The 18,412-nt window shown below is 61.4% G+C and carries 16 protein-coding genes; 9 read left to right on the plus strand and 7 right to left on the minus strand.

Annotated features, from left to right (window positions below; genetic code table 11):
* Positions 1 to 18: 18 nt before the first annotated feature.
* On the minus strand, positions 19 to 711 hold the full coding sequence (locus BW43_RS26065; protein WP_032884114.1) for an NBR1-Ig-like domain-containing protein: 693 nt from the start codon (positions 709 to 711) through the stop codon (positions 19 to 21).
* A 231-nt stretch (positions 712 to 942) separates the two neighbouring features.
* Between BW43_RS26065 and BW43_RS26060 the strand changes: the two genes are divergently transcribed.
* Both BW43_RS26060 and BW43_RS26055 read left to right on the plus strand, forming a co-directional pair.
* Positions 943 to 1,749 carry a 2OG-Fe(II) oxygenase family protein gene (locus tag BW43_RS26060; RefSeq protein WP_032884115.1) on the plus strand — a complete coding sequence of 269 codons (807 nt, stop codon included), beginning with the start codon at positions 943 to 945 and terminating at the stop codon, positions 1,747 to 1,749.
* A 22-nt stretch (positions 1,750 to 1,771) separates the two neighbouring features.
* Complete coding sequence (locus tag BW43_RS26055) at positions 1,772 to 2,407, plus strand: LysE/ArgO family amino acid transporter (protein ID WP_032884116.1); 636 nt, start codon at positions 1,772 to 1,774, stop codon at positions 2,405 to 2,407.
* Positions 2,408 to 2,462: 55 nt separating this feature from the next.
* Here the strand turns inward: BW43_RS26055 and BW43_RS26050 are convergent, their stop codons facing one another.
* From BW43_RS26050 to pilG, 6 genes are all read right to left on the minus strand, one after another.
* Entirely contained in the window at positions 2,463 to 2,918 is a 456-nt protein-coding gene (locus BW43_RS26050) for a chemotaxis protein CheW (RefSeq protein WP_032884118.1), read from the minus strand.
* The gene (locus BW43_RS26045) at positions 2,911 to 8,730 is read right to left on the minus strand and encodes an Hpt domain-containing protein (protein ID WP_032884119.1); all 5,820 of its coding nucleotides are present in this window, start codon (positions 8,728 to 8,730) and stop codon (positions 2,911 to 2,913) included. Before BW43_RS26045 ends, BW43_RS26050 begins: the two co-directional genes overlap by 8 nt.
* Positions 8,731 to 8,843: 113 nt before the next feature.
* Complete coding sequence (locus BW43_RS26040; protein ID WP_032884120.1) at positions 8,844 to 10,895, minus strand: methyl-accepting chemotaxis protein; 2,052 nt, start codon at positions 10,893 to 10,895, stop codon at positions 8,844 to 8,846.
* The gene (locus BW43_RS26035; protein ID WP_032884121.1) at positions 10,892 to 11,416 is read right to left on the minus strand and encodes a chemotaxis protein CheW; all 525 of its coding nucleotides are present in this window, start codon (positions 11,414 to 11,416) and stop codon (positions 10,892 to 10,894) included. The genes BW43_RS26040 and BW43_RS26035 overlap by 4 nt, the downstream gene beginning before the upstream one ends.
* A 12-nt stretch (positions 11,417 to 11,428) precedes the next feature.
* Positions 11,429 to 11,794, minus strand: coding sequence for a twitching motility response regulator PilH (gene pilH, locus BW43_RS26030; protein ID WP_014720320.1), 366 nt, complete (start codon positions 11,792 to 11,794; stop codon positions 11,429 to 11,431).
* 46 nt (positions 11,795 to 11,840) lie between these two features.
* Positions 11,841 to 12,248 carry a twitching motility response regulator PilG gene (gene pilG, locus BW43_RS26025; protein ID WP_032884122.1) on the minus strand — a complete coding sequence of 136 codons (408 nt, stop codon included), beginning with the start codon at positions 12,246 to 12,248 and terminating at the stop codon, positions 11,841 to 11,843.
* Between the two features lie 238 nt (positions 12,249 to 12,486).
* Here pilG and gshB point away from each other — a divergent pair, with 238 nt between their 5' ends.
* The 7 genes from gshB (at position 12,487) to BW43_RS25990 (ending at position 18,374) form a co-directional block, all read left to right on the plus strand.
* On the plus strand, positions 12,487 to 13,440 hold the full coding sequence (gene gshB, locus BW43_RS26020; protein WP_032884123.1) for a glutathione synthase: 954 nt from the start codon (positions 12,487 to 12,489) through the stop codon (positions 13,438 to 13,440).
* A 77-nt stretch (positions 13,441 to 13,517) separates the two neighbouring features.
* Entirely contained in the window at positions 13,518 to 14,423 is a 906-nt protein-coding gene (locus tag BW43_RS26015; RefSeq protein WP_032884124.1) for an energy transducer TonB, read from the plus strand.
* 67 nt (positions 14,424 to 14,490) lie between these two features.
* The gene (locus BW43_RS26010) at positions 14,491 to 15,060 is read left to right on the plus strand and encodes a YqgE/AlgH family protein (RefSeq protein ID WP_032884125.1); all 570 of its coding nucleotides are present in this window, start codon (positions 14,491 to 14,493) and stop codon (positions 15,058 to 15,060) included.
* Positions 15,060 to 15,497: a Holliday junction resolvase RuvX gene (ruvX, locus tag BW43_RS26005; protein WP_003176676.1), complete on the plus strand. Its 438-nt coding sequence runs from the start codon at positions 15,060 to 15,062 to the stop codon at positions 15,495 to 15,497. The genes BW43_RS26010 and ruvX overlap by 1 nt, the downstream gene beginning before the upstream one ends.
* Before the next feature lie 73 nt (positions 15,498 to 15,570).
* Entirely contained in the window at positions 15,571 to 16,077 is a 507-nt protein-coding gene (pyrR, locus tag BW43_RS26000) for a bifunctional pyr operon transcriptional regulator/uracil phosphoribosyltransferase PyrR (RefSeq protein ID WP_032884127.1), read from the plus strand.
* Between the two features lie 24 nt (positions 16,078 to 16,101).
* The gene (locus BW43_RS25995; RefSeq protein WP_015886339.1) at positions 16,102 to 17,106 is read left to right on the plus strand and encodes an aspartate carbamoyltransferase catalytic subunit; all 1,005 of its coding nucleotides are present in this window, start codon (positions 16,102 to 16,104) and stop codon (positions 17,104 to 17,106) included.
* Positions 17,103 to 18,374, plus strand: coding sequence for a dihydroorotase (locus BW43_RS25990; protein ID WP_032884129.1), 1,272 nt, complete (start codon positions 17,103 to 17,105; stop codon positions 18,372 to 18,374). The genes BW43_RS25995 and BW43_RS25990 overlap by 4 nt, the downstream gene beginning before the upstream one ends.
* Positions 18,375 to 18,412: the final 38 nt, after the last annotated feature.

Genomic DNA, 18,412 nt, shown 5'->3' on the forward strand with positions numbered 1-18,412 from the left:
AAAAATCCGACCGGACGCTCAACGTGCCATGACGTTAACCACCACATGCAAAATGAACGCAGGCCCGTAACAAGGTTTCCCCTGCTCATCCTCGATTCTCCAGACTGAAGCCACCGTACAAGTCTCCCTGGGTGCTGCAAATTCCACACTGATATGCACCGGCTGGCCCGGCAGCGTATCGGCAATCGGGAGCTCGCTGTGCAGGCTGCGTAGATGAATATCCATCACTACCTCCAACTGGCCTTGTGGATCTGCGCGGCGGGCAATAACGTATTCCCCATCAACACGCACCAGTCGTCGCCCGCGCCAGGGTCGTGTGCCCAGGTTCTGAATCTCCCAGGTTTTCTGAAAAACTTCCCCTGGCAACACGACGGTTTGATCAGGCGTCGTGACATCGGCATTGAACACCGCAACGTCCTCCGGATCATCAATACCTGCAGCCCGATTGGTGGTAGCCATTGAGCACGCATTACCGGGCGCACCTGTCAGGTCAGCGAAGTAGCGAAACAGCAGCAAGGGAGAAACCTGCAATGCCTTCGCCAGCTTGATCAGCGTGCGCACCGACGGGTCCCTGGAAGCTCCAGCCGATAGACCGTACAGGTAGGTTCTGGAAATTCCCGCCTCCTTGGCCAGCGCAGTCAGGGGCTTGCCCAACTCTCGGCTGCGCCGTGCAACCAGCGACCTGAGGGTATCTCGCGTTCTTATATTCATACGAAGTTTGCGGTTCCCATTTTTAGGTGAACGTCATTTCTTTGTCCGCCAAAAAAGACAACCTGTCCGCCGCCACGTGTCTTGAACCATGCACACTCGCCGCCTGCTGGCGAAGTTGTGAAGGACATGGATGGGGCCCTTTTAGTCAGTCATATCCAGTGTCGTAGTTTCTCGCCTGCTTGCGAACCCAGTGTTTGTTGCATTCCTTTACATCTACCTTTGGATATAGCCATGAACCACATCAAAGCGTGCTGTAAATCCGTTGCTCAAACAGGCTTTGGCACCCTGCAAATATCAGAAGCGATGCTGCTGGATTACAAAAAAATCGTTGAGGGATACTCCGCAATATCGCCAGCCACCAAGGCCTCGTTTTCCTTCGCGAAAGACACCGATGGATTTTTCCCCTTTGGCGCTGAGTACTCGAGCCTTGAGGATCAGCCAGACCTGTGTGAGCGATTTTGTTACTGGCCTGCGCATTCATCAAAACGAAGAGCGTTTGAATTCACACGAAGTGAATTTTTTGCCGCCGTTAATGCTTTTGAACAACAGATCAGCGAGCTTGCCCAGGAATTGATGGACGGAATTTGCGCGGAGTTTGGAGCCACTTCGTTGAACTCTTTGCGTGCAACGTCCTATCTGCAACTGTGTGTCTATGGAGCTAATTCCGGGTCGGATCAGCGCCAGTTTGCTCAGGACCCTCATGAGGATGGTCATCTGTTGTCATTTATCAAGCCGACTCGTGATGGCCTCGTCCTGGTTCGAGGCAGCTCGCTGGAGCCGGTACGCCTCTTGGAGAACGAGGTTGCAATCTTGGCCGGATCGTTACTGACTGACCTCTCAGACTATGCAATTCCCGCTGCATACCACGCGGTTCTGACTCCTCGGAGACCAATGCCACGCAGCTCTCTCATTTACTTCGTCAACCCTGATGCAGAGCAGGAACTGAGAGGCTTTTTCCGCCACCAGCCGATCGACTTGAAAAGCGCCGCCAACGCGCGCCATACCGGTTTCGGTAATCAACCCCTTCAATTGAACTGATACCCAGGCGGTCGAGCACTTCATGACTCCAGACCTCAACGTCTTTTATCTCGAAGGTCTTCTACTGGGCATCGGACTGTTCGCCGCTCCTGGACCGAAGGACACCCTGGTTATTCGCCAGGGTGTCAGTCGCAGCCCTGTCTGGGGTGTGGTGGCGGTATGCGTGTTCGCCGATATCATCCTCATCGCTCTTGGGGTCATGGGCTTGGGCTCGTTGCTCGGCAGCAAGCCTGGTTTGGTGGCGTTACTGCTGCTGTCGGGAGCGGCCTATCTGTTGTGGTTTGGCTGGCAGCGGTTATTGGCTTGTGTGCGTAACCAGTCGATGCCAGATACTCAAAGCAACCTCACCTCACAGCGCGGATTACTGCGCACGGCGGTGATACTTGGATTTGCCAATCCGTATGCTTGGCTGGATACCGTGGTGCTAATTGGCTCTATTGGTGCGGCAAAGCCCGTCAGCCAACAAGCGTTCTTTGCCGGCGGAGCAATGACCGCGTCGCTGGTATGGTTTGTGGTTTTGGCGTTGGGATGCCAAAGGTTGACGGGGCTATTTCGTTCGGCAAAGGTCTGGCGTTTGTTGGACGCCGGCGTGGTGATTTTGATGGTGTACCTCGCGGGTATGCTGATTGCTGATTTTCATCTGCTGCAGCGTCTCTGAACGGGAAAGCGCCCTCACCACAGGGGCCTTTCATTTCTCATGGAGAATGCGCCACTCAGGCCAACCCGGACTCCACCAGCAGCGCCTCAAGCCCCATCAAATCCGGCACCTTCGCCACATGCTCCCCCACCTGCACCGCTGCCAGTTCCAGCGGGCACAGCGGCACGTCCACATAGCTCAACTCGCTATCGAGCTTGTACGACCGCGGAATACCCTGGATCACCAGCGCAATAAACTTCAACGTCGTCCGCCCGCCCAGCGCATTCAACACCACGATCCGCGAGCGTTCGCCGGTCACGCTGGCCTCGCCGCACACGGCTTCGAAACTAATCAACGGAATCTGCCGATCCCGCCACGTCACTTGCCGCAAATACCACGGCGGTGCGTCGCTGGCCGGTTCGCCGCGTTGGAAGTCGATCAACTCGGCGATGGCGACGTTGGGCAGTACCAGGTGACGGTCGGCCAGGGGCAGCAGCAGGCCGGTGAGTTGGCTGGTGCGGTGGTCAAGCATGGGACTTGCTCCAATAGGCGATGCTTTCCAGCAGCACCGACTCTTGATACGGCTTGCCGAGGTATTCGTTGACGCCGATCGCCATGGCGCGGTCGCGGTGTTTCTGGCCAGTGCGGGAGGTGATCATGATGATCGGCAGGCGCATCAAGCGCGGGTCGTTGCGCACTTGCGTGGCCACTTCAAAGCCGTCCATGCGCGGCATTTCGATGTCGAGCAGCATCAAGTCCGGGGTGTGTTCTTCAAGCACAGCCAGGGCGTCGATGCCGTCTTTGGCAGTGAGCACGTTCATGCCGTTGCGCTCCAGCAGCCGGCTGGTGACTTTGCGCACGGTAACCGAGTCGTCCACTACCAGCACCAGCAAGGGGCGTTTTTTCAGCGGGTCGTTGAGGATCAGTGGCGCATCCACCGACTGCGCCGGCAAGGCCGGTTGGCGGGCGCGGATATGCGCCAGCAAGTCGATAATCAGCACCACGCGGCCGTCGCCGAGGATGGTCGCGCCGGACAAGCCTTGCACCCCCGCGAACTGCGGCCCCAGGCCCTTGACCACGATTTCCCGCGTGCCGGCCATGGCATCCACATGCACCGCAACACGCCGCTCATTGCACTGCACCAAGAGCACCGGCACCGGCTGGTACTGGCCCAGCAGTTTCGGACGGGCCACGGTATGCAGCAGGTCGCCGAGGTAAAACAGTTCGTAGCGCTGGCCTGCGTATTCATAACGCGGCGGATCTTGCAGGTAGTGCCCCGCCAGCTCATGGGGCAGCACACGCACCAGCCCTTCGATGGTGTTGAGCGGGATTGCGTATTGGTCGTCGGCGCATTGCACCATCAGCGCGCGGTTGACCGACACGGTGAACGGCAGACGAATCCGAAAATGCACGCCCTCGCCCGGCGTCGACTCAATGAACATCGAGCCGCCGAGCTGGCGCACTTCTTCATGCACCACGTCCATGCCCACACCACGCCCGGAAATCTGCGTGATCTTTTCCGCAGTGGAAAACCCCGGCTGCAAGATGAACTGCAACACGTCGCGGTCGCTGATCTCTTGATGAGGGGCGAGCAACCCGCGCTTGATAGCCTTGCGCCGCACCGCTTCGAGGGGCACGCCGGCGCCGTCGTCGCGCATGTCGAAAACGATATCGCCGCCTTCGTGGGTCAGGTCCAGGGTGATGCGGCCCTTTTCCGGCTTACCGGCCAGCAGCCGCACATCGCGGGACTCCAGGCCATGGTCGACGGCGTTGCGCAGCATGTGCTCCAAGGGCGCCGCCATGCGTTCAAGCACGTTGCGGTCCATCTCACCCTCGGCATTGCCGACGATGAATTCCACGTCCTTGCCCAACTCGCCCGCCACCTGGCGCACGATGCGTTTGAGGCGCGGCAACATACGCTCGAACGGCACCATGCGCGTGCGCATCAGGCCTTCCTGCAACTCGGTGTTGATGCGTGCCTGTTGCTGCAACAGGTCGTGCGCATCCTCGTTGCGACGGTCGAGGGTGTCCTTCAGGTCGAGCAGGTCGGAGGCGGATTCGGACAACGCGCGGGACAGTTGCTGCAACTGCGAATGGCGGTCCATCTCCAACGGATCGAAGTCTTCGTAGCCCAGGCGCTCGGCCTCGGCCTGTTGGCGGCTGAGGATGCGACCTTGGGTTTCGGTGTCGAGGCGGCGCAGTTGATCGCGCATTCGCTCAATGGTGGTTTCCACCTCGTTCAACGCAATGCGCGCGTCGTTGACCTGCTGTTCGATGCGGCCACGGAAGATCGAGGTTTCACCCGCCAGGTTGACCAGATCGTCCAGCAGGTCGGCGGAGATTTTCACCATGTCGGCGGTAGGATCAGCGACCGCTTCGGCCTTGCCTGCGGGCAACGCCACCGGCACCACTGGCTCTACGCTGGGGTGCACCAGGCTTTTGATGCGTTCGATGAGCTTGTCCACGGAGCCCACCGGCATCCCATCCGTCACGGCGTCGATCATCTGCGCCAGGCGGTCATGGCAGCCTTGCAGCAGCGCGAACAGCTCAGCCGACGGCGCGAGCAAACCGGCGGACAGCCCTTCGTACAGAAACTCAAGCTCATGGGCCAAGTCACCAATCGGCCCGATCTCGACCATGCGCGCGCCGCCCTTGAGGGTGTGCAGGTCGCGCAACAGGGTTTCGACTTCCTGGCGATTGTTCGGCTCGGCCTGCCAGCGCAGCAACGCGCTGCCCGAGCTGTCGAGAATGTCGGCCGCTTCTTCGAGGAAGATATCCAGCAATTCCGGGTCGGCGCCCGCCGTTTCAGGCGCTGGCGCCTGGGTCGCGGGCGTACTGCTCTGTCGCAGCTCACGAAGCTTGGCAACCAGCTCGACGCTGTCGCTCAAGGGCTGGTGGTGGTGCAGTTCTTCCAGCTGCAAGGCCAGGTGTTCATGGCTGGCCATCAGCACTTGAGACAACTCGGCGCTGTAGCTGTAGCGACGGTCAACCAGGCCTTCGTAAAAGCATTCCAACTCATAGGCCAGATCGCCCACCGGGCCGATTTCAGCCATGCGCGCGCCGCCCTTGAGGGTGTGCAGGTCGCGCTGCAACGAGGACAACGGTGCAGCGTTTTCGGGCTCCAGCAGCCAGCGCTTGAGGGACTGCCCGGCGCTGTCGAGAATGTCCACGGCTTCTTCGAGGAAGATCTCGACGATCTCATCGTCCATCGCCGTTTCATGCTCCAACTGCGCGGTGGCGGCACCGAGTTCAGCGATGCTCAGGGCGCGGTTACCGTCGCTTTTGATCAGGCCGGTGGCGGACGGGTCCAGGGCTCCGTCCAGCAATTCGCGCAGGGCCTCGACCCGTGCCGGGGCCAGGCTGATTTCCTGCCCGGCGGCCAGTTGGTCAAGCATGTTGATCAGCGCTTCATGGGCCTGTTCGGCCTCCCGGAAAAACCGCTCGCTGACGGCCAGACTGCTCTCTTCCACCGCGCCATAGAGGTCGAGCAAGGCTTCGCACAGTTCGTCGATAGGATGCAGGTCGGCGATGTGTGCCCCTTCTCCCAGCGTGGTTAGTTCATCCAGCAACGCCGTGAGTTCCTGGCGCTCGCCAGGGTGCTGTTGCCAACGACGCAGCAGGCTTTCGGCGTCGAGCAGGATATCCATGCCCTGGGCCAGGAAGTTGGCGATCAGTTGCGGGTCACGCTTGATGCGCAAGCCGGTGTTGGGCGCGTCGAGCAGCGTTGCCAACTGATGGTCAAGCAGGGCTTGGGTGCGGCCAATCAAGTCGGCCGCGCCCCTGATCGGCACCAGAGGGTCGCGATCCAGTTGGCGTAAGCCACGCTGGAACAGAGCTTCGGCTTCCAGCAGTAACTCCACCTCGTCCAGGTCCAGCGGCAGACGATGGGCCTTGTATTCGCGTGTCAGGTGATCCAGTGGGCGCACCAGCTCGGCAATCGGCAACACGCCGGCCATGTACGCACTGCCCTTGAGAGTGTGCAGCGCGCGTTGCAGCTCATCGCTGACCTGCAGCGGCACATGCTCGGCGGCCTGTTGCAGGAAGTGGTTGAGGCTGTCCAGATGGCTCTGGGCTTCGTTGCGGAAAATTTCCAGCAGCATCGGGTCGTGGGGTTCGCCAGCAGATAGGGCGCCGCCGCTGGCATAGGCGTGGGCGCGAGCGGCCAAGGCGTCGACCTCGTCGCGTTGGTGTTGGTCGTCCGTCGCAAAATCGGAGATCAACTCCGGCAGCAGGGCCACGGCGTCATCCAGCACCTGCTGGATCTCGGGGCCTAGGGCCACACTGCGTTCCAGCACACGGTTCAGCAGGTTTTCAACAGCCCAGGCCAACTCGGCCAGGACCAGGGCGCGCACCATGCGGCCACTGCCTTTCAACGTGTGGAAAGCGCGGCGCATTTCGCCTTGGGCGGTTTTGTCCGCGCTGTTGGGCAGGTGGCGGTGCAGCACTTCGAGAACTTCGTCAGTCTCTTCAAGGAAGACTTCGCGTAGTTCATCGTCGATAGGCGCTTCATCGGCTGGCGGCGGCAGCAGACTACCGGGGCGTTGCAGGGCCGGCGGGTTGAGGCGCGAGGTAGGGTTGGCCAGTGCGTCGAACTGCGACTGGCTGGGCGTGACCTCGCTCGACAACGCACCATCGGGGGCGACCAACGCCTGGCGCCAGGGTTTCTCGGCGGGCAGGTAGCCCAGCGTCGCCAGGCTTTGGGTGGCCAGTTCCAATACCCGCTCGCCAGCAGCGTCGGGGTCCTGAAGCATGCGTTCGAGGTAGTACTCCAAGCTGCTGATCACATCGGCAAAATGCTCCAGTTGCGCCTCTGCCGGCGGGCCTTCGTTGACCATCAACTGCTCATCGACGTAGTCGGTGCAGCCGCGCATCAGGCTCGCTGCACGCGGCAGCGGAATCATCGCCAACGCGCCACGCACCTGGCTCAGCAACTCCGGCAGCGATTCCAGGCGCTGACGGTCCCAGTCGGCTTCCATGCAGTCGATCACCAGTTCTTTAGCCTGCTTCAGGCACTGGCAGCACTCACGGATCACCAACTGGTGAATCTGGGTCAGGTCGGTAGTGGGCAGGCGGCTTTCTTCGCGGCTTTCCGGCTCAACGGTGCCGGCCATTCCCGCCAAGGTGGCTTCGACGTAGAGCAGCGCGCCAGCGACATCCATCAGCACGGCGTCGTTGGGTTCGCGTTGGCCTTGGGCCAGGCTCAGTACTACCGCAAGCTGGTCGATGATGACTTTGCGCGGCTGACCGAACCCCAGCACCGCCAAGGTATCGGCGATCTGCCGCAGCGGCGCCAGCAGCGCATCAAGGTCGCTGGTGTGTTGGCGGTCGCTGCGCACGAACAGGTCGAGGCGTTCCTTGACCCGCACCAGTTCCTCGCACAACGCACCGAGCACTGAGCCCATGGCATTGCGGTCCGGCCCGGCCAGGCGGGCGCGCTCGGCGTCGACCACCGTGCTGTCGGGCAAGGCTTCATCCAGGCCGTAGCGCTCTTTCAGGCTTTGCATGCGCGGCGTTGGCCGGGTGACTTTAGCGACGTAGAACAACAGGCTCTTGAGCAACTCATCCGGCGCAGATTGGTTGATGCCGCCTATGCCCTGGGCGAGCAGGCGCTTGAGTTGTTTGTCACTGGCCTTGAGCAAGCTGCGCAAAGCCGGGCTGTTGGCGACCACACCTGTGAGCATGCCCTCGACCAGCGCCGAAGCCACTTGCCACAACGGCAACAACGGCGCGCCCTGGCAGAGGGCTTCGAGGCGTGCGAACACCCGCGCCATGTCTTCCAGATTGCTTGGGCCGTGGTCTTCACGCAGCAACCCGGCCAACGCCTGTTGCAGCAACTGGTGCCATTGACGCAGTTGCTCATGCAGCTCAGGCGGCGCGCGCTGGGTCAGGGTTTCATCGGGCAGCGGCGCGATCGACAGCAATTGTGGGCTGAACAGGCTGGTTTCCGAGAGCAGGCTTTCACCCCGTGCGCTGCGTAGGTCGTTGAGCAGCGGCAGCACCACCAACGGCAGATCGCGGCGGGCGCTGTGCACGCGGTCGAGGTACAGCGGCAGTTGGCCGAGGGCCTGTTGCAGAAGACGGATGCTTTCATCGCGCTGACTGACCCGCCCGGCCTTTAGCGCAAGGGCCAGTTCTTCGATCTCTTCGGCCAGCAGCGCTGCGCCATAGAACTCGACCATTTGCAGCGCACCATGCACCTGGTGGATACCGGCCAGGCATTGGCTGATCACGTCATCGTCATGGGTTTCGACAAACGCATCCAGCGCCGAACGGGCCTGTTTCAGGGTTTCGGCAATGTCGCCCTTGACCCATTCGAGGGCCACGTAGTCGTGCCGATCAACCATAACTGCTCCGCTTAGAATTCGTGGGTTGCCTGGATCTCCAGACAGATGGAGATCACATGTGGGAGGGGCGGTGCGACGATTCGACTTGCCCCCTCCCACACTTTGACTGCATTTCAATCATCTACCTGTTTGGCCGCAGGCAAGGTGAAACCCGAGACCGACCTGCGCAACTGGCTCGCCATCTTCGCCAAATTGCCGATGCTTTCGGCAGTGGCGGTGGAACCCGACGACGTCTGCGTAGTGATTTGCTGGATCACGTTCATGGTCAGGGAGATCTGCCCTGCCGACGACGTCTGTTGCTGCGCCGCATTGGAGATGCTCTGGATCAGCGCCGCCAAGGTCTTCGATACGCCTTCGATCTCTTCCAGTGCCACGCCCGCGTCTTGGGCCAGCCGTGCACCACGCACCACTTCGGTGGTGGTCTGTTCCATGGAGATGACCGCCTCGTTGGTGTCGGTCTGGATCGCCCGCACCAGGGTTTCGATCTGCCGCGTGGCAGCCGACGAGCGCTCGGCCAGTCGCTGCACCTCATCGGCCACCACGGCAAAGCCGCGTCCGGCATCCCCGGCCATGCTCGCCTGGATGGCGGCGTTGAGGGCGAGGATGTTGGTCTGGTCGGCGATGTCGTCAATCAGGCTGACGATGTCGCCAATCTCCTGGGACGATTCACCCAAACGCTTAATGCGCTTGGCGGTGTCCTGGATCTGTTCGCGGATGTTGTCCATGCCGTGGATGGTGTTGTGCACCACTTCGTTGCCCTTGTTGGCAATCTCTACCGAGCGCTCCGCCACTGCCGAAGACTCGGCGGCGTTGGCCGACACTTGGTCGATGGATTGGGCCATCTGGTTGATCGCGGTGGAGGCTTCGGCGATCTGCTGGGCCTGATGCTCGGAGGCCTGGGCCAGGTGCATGGCGGTGGCCTGGGTGTCTTGCACAGCACCGGCGACCTGGCCGGCGGTGAGGTTGATCGTCGCGACCAAATCACGCAGTTGGTCCACGGAATAGTTGATCGAGTCGGCGATGGTGCCGGTGAAGTCTTCGGTCACCGAAGCCGTCACAGTGAGGTCACCGTCGGCCAGGTCTTCGATTTCATCCAGCAAGCGCATGATCGCGTTTTGGTTGCGCTCGTTCTTCTCGGCAGTCTCGTGCAGTTGGCGGTTGGTCTCACGCACCATCACCAGGCCAATCAGGATGATCGAGGCCAGCGCCAACAGACCCAGCACATAACCGCCGATGGTGTCGAAACTGCGCCCGCTGGCGAGGTTTTCGAACCCGATGGCCAGGTGCGAGGCTTCATCAAGCAGGGTTTGCGACAGGTTGAAAATATTGCTCGCCGAGGCGCGCACCTGGAACAGCTGCGGCGAGGTTTCGAGGATTTCATCCACGGAGCCGGAAACAAACTCGAACAGCTCGGCAATGTCCGCCAGCCGCGCGCGGGCATCGTGGTCTTCGACTTGGGTGATGCGCAGCCCAGGGTTGCCGTTGAGCATGCCATTGAGGACCTGACCAAAGCGGGCGGCATCACGGCCAAAGGTGTCGGCGGCCTGCGCGGCGGTTTCGTCGCCGGCCAGCACGGTGTTGACCGCACCCAAGATACGTTCGGCCAGCAGCGACTGGCGTTGGGCCAAGGCAACCTGGCTGGCCGGGGCGCCACGTTGCAGCAGGATGTCGACGACCTTCTCCGACTCCATCTGCAATTGCGGCACGGTTTCAGCGAGGGTCGCAGCCACTTGATGCAGGGACAGTACGGTCTGCTCGCTGGCGAGGATCGCGTCGGTATTTTTCAGCAGCGCTTCCCAATCGGTCTGCACAGCACGCATCTCGGCACGGACCGCACTTGGTGCCGCGGGCAAGCCGGTTTGCGGGTCGCCTTTTTTCAGGTAGCCCCAGCGCTGGGCAAAATCGTTTCGCGCATCTCCCAACAGCTTGAAAGCAGCGGCCTTGCCAGCGGCGGCCTCGGTAGCGTTCTTGGCGATGCGTTGGGACAGCACGCGCAGTTCACCGGCGTGGCCGATGTACTGTTTGTCGTAGGTAGACTGGGTGTTGAGGTACGCGAAGTTGGCGAACAGCAGCATGATGAACACGATCAGTGCGATAAACAGCACGATGATCTGTGAACGGCTGCGCGAGCCGGCCTGGGGTTTGGGCGTGGTAGCGGTGGTCATGCGGCGACATCCATGAAGCCTGGGGCCTGGGCCAGGGCGAAGGGGCTGAAGACCTGCCACAGCGGATCACCCTCGAAGTGACCCTGGATAAACGGCGCGCCAGGGCTGGTGTTCGCCAGCAAGGCGTCTTGTGCAAAATGCTGCATCCCCACCACCTCATCCACCAGCAGCCCGACAAACAGATCGTTGTATTCCACGACCAGCACCCGCCGTTGCTTGCGCGCCTTGGACAGCGCAAGGCCGAGGAAGCCACCCAGGTCCATCACCGGCAGCAGGCGCCCGCGCAGGTTAGCAACCCCTTTGACCCAGGCCTTGACCCCAGGCATTAAAGTGCAACGTGGTTCATGCAGGACTTCGGCGACTTCGCCCATGGGCGCCACATACCAATGTTGCCCCAGGCGAAAGCCGATACCGCTCCAGCGTTGCAGGCGGGTTTCCTGGGACGGCAGGTCGGCGGCCAGCAGGCGGCAGCGGCGGTCGATGTCCAGCAGCAACTCGAAGGCGGTTTGCGACTCGGTCATGATGGCGTGCCGTCAGCCGGCCAACACCTTGTTCAGGGTGGCGATCAAGGTTTCTTCGTCCACAGGCTTGGTCAGGTAGTCCTTTGCACCCTGGCGCGCGCCCCAGATCTTGTCGGTTTCCTGATCCTTGGTGGTGATGATGATGATCGGGATGCCGTTGGTTTCCGGCTCCTTGGACAGTTGGCGAGTAGCCTGGAAGCCATTGAGGCCAGGCATCACGATGTCCATCAGCACTGCGTCGGGCTTTTCCTGGCGAGCCAGGGCCACGCCGTCCGCACCGTTCTCGGCCTTGAGGACTTGGTGGCCGTGCTTTTCCAGCATGCCGGTGAGTTTGTACATTTCGGTCGGCGAATCGTCGACGATCAGAACACGTGCCATGGTTTTCCCCACTACATTGGTCGGCGCCGGCCCTCGTGGGGCGGCGTCAGTGTGCTTGTTCTACTGCGGCGAACCCCGGCACATAGGCCTTGATTGCACCCAGCAGTTCTTCCTTGCTGAAAGGCTTGGTCAAAAACTGATCGACACCCACGATGCGCCCCTTGGCCTTGTCGAACAGACCGTCCTTGGAGGACAACATGATCACCGGAATCGACTTGAACGCCGGGTTGTTCTTCACCAGGGCGCAGGTCTGATAACCATCCAGGCGCGGCATCATGATGTCTATAAAGATAATGTGCGGGTGATGATCAACAATCCGCGCCAGGGCATCGAAACCGTCGATGGCCGTAATGACCTCGCACCCCGAGTTCTTCAACAGCGTCTCGGCGGTGCGGCGGATCGTTTTCGAATCGTCGATCACCATCACTCTCAAGGCGTTGGAATGCTGTTCCATATCTGCTCTACCATCGCCACAGCGAGTCGGTTTTCGGTGTGTACTGCCTGATGTTGCACAGGATGATCGCCGCAGGCCTTGGATTTCAAGGGCTGCTGCGCTGTGGCAGTCTTTTTAGCACAGTCTCGGAGAGCAATCTATCGAGGCACCCGCCAGGTGGTTTTTCCTTGACCCACAACAGCCGCAGCGCCACTCTGACGCCACTTTTATGCGCCCAATTTGCTAGAGGAAATCCCCCATGAGCGTTCGCGTCGGCATTGTCATGGACCCTATCGCCAGCATTTCCTATAAAAAGGACAGCTCGCTGGCCATGCTTCTGGCCGCCCAGGCCCGCGGCTGGACCCTGTTCTATATGGAGCAGCGCGATCTGTACCAGGGCGACGGCGAGGCCCGCGCGCGCATGCGCCCGCTGCAGGTGTTCGCCAACCCGGAAAAATGGTTCGAGCTTTCGGACGAAATCGACAGCCCCCTGAGCGACCTGGACGTGATCCTGATGCGCAAGGATCCGCCGTTCGACATGGAATTCGTCTACTCCACCTATCTGCTGGAGCAGGCCGAGCGCGCCGGCGTGCTGATCGTCAACAAGCCGCAAAGTCTGCGCGACTGCAATGAAAAGCTGTTCGCCACGCTGTTCCCGCAGTGCACACCCCCGACCGTGGTCAGCCGCCGCGCCGATGTGCTGCGTGAATTCGCCGCCAAACACGGCGATGTGATCCTCAAGCCGTTGGACGGCATGGGCGGTACGTCGATCTTCCGTCACCGCGCTGGCGACCCGAACCTGTCGGTGATCCTGGAAACCCTGACCGCCCTGGGCACCCAGCAGATCATGGGCCAGGCTTACCTGCCAGCGATCAAGGACGGCGACAAGCGCATTCTGATGATCGACGGCGAACCGGTGGACTACTGCCTCGCGCGTATCCCGGCGGCAGGCGAGACCCGAGGCAACCTGGCGGCAGGTGGGCGCGGTGAAGCACGGCCTTTATCGGATAAGGATCGCTGGATCGCTAGCCAAGTTGGCCCGACCTTGCGGGAAAAAGGCCTGCTGTTTGTAGGCCTTGACGTAATTGGTGAAAATCTCACCGAAATCAACGTCACCAGCCCGACCTGTATTCGCGAGATAGACAATGCATTTGGCACGAACATCGGCGAAATGCTGATGGCCGCCATTGAGCGCAAGCTCGCAGCCAAGTGATATAGAACAGCCGGACACACACCAACATTGCGTTATCATGCGCCACCTGTGAAACGCGCGATGTTGGTTCTTTTGTCATGACACTCCCGTCCGATCTGCCCCCCGAACTCTCCCACAGCGGCGTGCGCCCGGCTGATCGGCTCGGATTTACCCTGTTTCTGGCTGCCTTGATTCATTTGGCCTTGCTCCTTGGCGTGGGCTTCACCATGGTCGAACCCAAGCAGATCACCAAGACCCTGGAAATCACCCTGGCCACGTTCAAGAGTGAAAAGAAGCCCGAGAAGGCAGATTTTCTAGCCCAGGACAATCAACAGGGCAGCGGCACCCTCGACAAGAAAGCCATCCCCAAGACCACCGAACTGGCGCCGTTCCAGGACAACAAAGTCAATAAAGTCACGCCACCTCCTGCGCCGAAGCCCGAGGTCAAGCAGGCTACGCCCAAGCCTACGGTGGCCACCATCGCACCCAAACCGCAAAAAGCCCCGGTCCAACGCGAAAAGACCAAGACCGAGCCGCAGCCGGAGCCCGTCAAACCGGCGCCTACCTTCGACAGCTCGACCCTGTCCGACGAAATCTCCAGCCTGGAAGCCGAACTGGCTAACGAACAGCAGTTGTACGCCAAGCGCCCACGCATCTACCGCTTGAATGCCGCCTCGACCATGCGCGACAAAGGTGCCTGGTATAAAGACGAGTGGCGTAAGAAGGTCGAGCGCATCGGCAACCTCAACTACCCAGAAGAAGCGCGGCGCCAGCAGATCTACGGCAACTTGCGTCTATTGGTATCGATCAACCGCGACGGCACCTTATATGAAGTGCAGGTGTTGGAGTCCTCCGGCCAACCACTGCTGGACCAGGCCGCCCAACGCATCGTGCGCCTGGCCGCGCCCTTTGCCCCGTTTACCGGCGACCTGAATGACGTGGACCGCCTGGAAATCATCCGTACCTGGAAGTTTGCCAAGGGCGATCGGCTCTCCAGCAACTGATCAGACATGTCCTGCCACAGGTAACTCCAGCTTGTCAGTTCGCCCCTCCAACGCCACACTAGCGGACATGAAAAATGTCAGCCCGACCTACCTCAAGCACCAATTCCTGATCGCCATGCCCCATATGGCCGACCCGAACTTTGCGCAGACCTTGACCTACATCGTCGAGCACACGGCCAATGGTGCCATGGGGTTGGTGGTGAACCGCCCGCAAGCGCTGAACCTGGCCGATATCCTTGAGCAACTGCGTCCGGAGATCGATCCGCCGGCCCGTTGCCAATCGGTGCCGATCTACATCGGCGGGCCGGTACAAACTGATCGCGGCTTTGTGCTGCACCCGACCGGGCCGACGTTCCAGGCCACGGTGGACCTGGACGGTGTGTCGCTGTCCACCTCCCAGGACGTGTTGTTCGCCATCGCCGACGGTGTAGGCCCAGAGCAAAGCGTGATCACCTTGGGGTACGCCGGTTGGGAAGCAGGGCAACTGGAGGCCGAACTGGCCAGCAATGCCTGGCTGACCTGCCCCTTCGACGCCGACATCCTGTTCAACACGGCCAGTGAACTGCGCCTGGAAGCGGCCGCCGCCAAGTTGCGGGTCAACCTCAGCCTGCTGACCAGCCAGGCGGGGCACGCCTGATGGCCTTGCGTCTGATCCTCGGTTTTGACTACGGCACCAAACAGATCGGCGTAGCGGTCGGCCAGGTGATCACCGGCCAGGCCCGCGAGTTGTGCACCCTCAAGGCCCAGAACGGCATACCGGACTGGAATCAGGTCGAAGCCCTGATCAAGGAATGGAAGCCCGACGCGGTGGTGGTCGGCCTGCCCCTGAACATGGACGGCACCCCCAGCGACATGTGCCTGCGCGCCGAAAAATTCGCCCGTCGCCTCAATGGTCGTTACAACATCCCCTTCTATACCCACGATGAACGCCTGACCACCTTTGAAGCCAAGGGTGAACGCCGCGACCGTGGCGGCCAGAAGGGCAGTTACCGCGACAACCCCGTAGACGCCATCGCCGCCGCCTTGCTGTTGCAGGGCTGGCTGGACGAAAACACCGCTTTATTTGAATCCTGACTGACGCGGCTTGCCGCGTCTTCTTACGTTTGAGCCCGGAACTTGCCTACAGCAAGGCCTTGAAGGAGCCACCATGAGCCTGCCCAATCCCGCCGAACTGATCAGCCAGATGGCATTACGCCTCAAAGCGCACCTGGAGCACCGCGGAATCAGCGAACCGCGCTTTATCGGCATTCGCACCGGCGGTGTGTGGGTCGCTCAGGCGTTACTGGACGAACTGGTCAGCGACTCGCCACTGGGCACCCTCGACGTGTCCTTCTACCGCGATGACTTCAGCCAGAACGGCCTGCACCCGCAAGTGCAGCCCTCGGCCCTGCCGTTCGAAGTCGAAGGCCAGCACCTGGTGTTGATCGACGACGTGCTGATGAGCGGCCGTACCATCCGCGCCGCCATGAACGAACTGTTCGACTACGGCCGCCCGGCCAGCATCACGCTGGTCTGCCTGCTGGATCTGGACGCCGGCGAGTTGCCTATCAGCCCGGATGTGGTTGGCGCGACCCTGTCGCTGCAAGCCCAGCAACGGGTAAAATTGTCCGGTCCAACGCCGCTCGAACTCGAACTGCAAGACCTCGCCCTTTAAACCGCCTTGTAAAGAGTCCCCGCGATGACGCCTCTAGATGCCAAGCGCCCGCTGCAGCTCAATGCTCAGGGCCAGTTGCAACACTTTTTGTCCCTCGACGGTTTGCCCCGCGAACTGCTCACCGAAATCCTCGACACCGCCGACTCATTCCTCGAAGTCGGTGGCCGGGCGGTGAAGAAAGTCCCGTTGCTGCGTGGCAAAACCATCTGCAACGTGTTCTTCGAAAACTCCACCCGCACTCGCACCACCTTTGAACTGGCGGCCCAACGACTGTCGGCCGACGTGATCACGCTGAACGTGTCCACTTCGTCGGCGAGCAAGGGCGAAACCCTGCTCGACACCCTGCGTAACCTGGAAGCCATGGCCGCCGATATGTTCGTGGTGCGCCACGGCGACTCCGGCGCCGCGCATTTCATCGCCGAGCACGTGTGCCCGCAGGTAGCGATCATCAACGGCGGCGACGGCCGTCACGCCCACCCGACCCAAGGCATGCTCGACATGCTCACCATCCGTCGGCACAAGGGCAGCTTTGAAAACCTATCGGTGGCCATCGTCGGCGACATCCTGCACTCGCGGGTAGCACGCTCGAACATGCTGGCCCTGAAAACCCTGGGTTGCCCGGACATCCGCGTGATCGCGCCGAAAACCCTGCTCCCCATCGGCATTGAGCAGTACGGCGTGAAGGTCTACACCGACATGGCCGAAGGCCTCAAGGATGTGGACGTGGTGATCATGTTGCGCCTGCAACGCGAGCGTATGTCCGGTGGTTTGCTGCCGAGCGAGGGTGAGTTCTACCGCTTGTTCGGCCTGACTACCGCGCGCCTGGCCGGCGCCAAACCGGATGCCATCGTGATGCACCCGGGTCCGATCAACCGAGGGGTGGAGATTGAGTCGGCGGTGGCCGATGGCAATCAGTCAGTAATTCTCAACCAGGTGACCTACGGCATCGCCGTGCGCATGGCGGTGTTGTCCATGGCCATGAGCGGGCAAACCGCGCAACGTCAATTCGAGCAGGAGAACGCCCAGTGAAGCTCAGCATTCTTGGCGCTCGCGTTATCGACCCGGCCAGTGGCCTGGATCAAGTCACCGATCTTCATCTGGAAGCCGGCAAGATCATCGCCATCGGCGCCGCCCCCAGCGATTTCAGCCCCAGCCAGACCATCGACGCCAAAGGCCTGGTGGCCGCGCCTGGGCTGGTGGACCTGAACGTCGCCCTGCGCGAGCCGGGTTACAGCCGTAAAGGCAGCATCGCCAGCGAAACCCGCGCCGCTGCGGCCGGTGGCGTGACCAGCCTGTGCTGCCCGCCGCACACCAAGCCGATCCTCGATACGTCGGCCGTGACCGAATTGATCCTCGACCGTGCCCGCGAAGCTGGCAATTGCAAAGTGTTCCCCATCGGCGCCCTGAGCAAAGGTCTGGAAGGCGAACAACTCGCCGAATTGATCGCCCTGCGCGACGCTGGTTGCGTGGCCTTCGGCAACGGTCTTGAGAGCTTCCGCAGTACCCGCACCTTGTGCCGCGCCCTGGAATACGCGGCCACCTTCGATCTGACGGTGATCTTCCACTCCCAGGACCGCGACCTGGCCGAAGGCGGCTTGGCCCATGAAGGCGCCGTCGCCAGTTTCCTCGGCCTGCCGGGTATTCCGGAAACCGCCGAAACCGTCGCTCTTGCCCGTGACCTGCTGCTGGTGGAACAAAGCGGCGTACGCGCGCACTTCAGCCAACTCACCAGTGCCCGGGGCGTGGCCCTGATTGCACAGGCCCAGGCTCGCGGTCTGCCGGTGACTGCGGATGTGGCGCTGTACCAATTGATCCTCACGGATGAAGCGCTGATCGACTTCTCCAGCCTGTACCACGTGCAACCGCCCCTGCGCACCCTGGCCGACCGTGACGGTTTGCGTGCCGCGGTCAAATCCGGTGTGGTTTCGGCGATTTCCAGCCACCACCAGCCACACGAGCGCGATGCCAAGCTGGCACCGTTTGGCGCGACCGAGCCGGGGATCAGCAGTGTGGAGCTGTTGCTGCCACTGGCGATGACGCTGGTGGAGGATGGCCTGCTCGACTTGCCGACGCTGCTCCAGCGCCTGAGCGCCGGCCCGGCCGAAGCCTTGCGCCTGCCGGCCGGCAAATTGGCCGTGGGCGCCGCAGCGGATCTGGTGCTGTTTGACACGGCCAGCTCCACGGTTGCCGGGGAGCACTGGCTGTCCAAAGGTGAAAACTGCCCGTTCATCGGCCATAGCCTGCCGGCGAGCGTGCGCTACACCTTGGTGGATGGGCGCATCAGCTACCAGGCCTAAAGCGGGCATGCAAAAAAAGTGGGAGGGGGCTTGCCCCC

The sequence above is a fragment of the Pseudomonas sp. RIT357 genome, assembly GCF_000632245.1.
GTDB lineage: Bacteria > Pseudomonadota > Gammaproteobacteria > Pseudomonadales > Pseudomonadaceae > Aquipseudomonas > Aquipseudomonas sivasensis.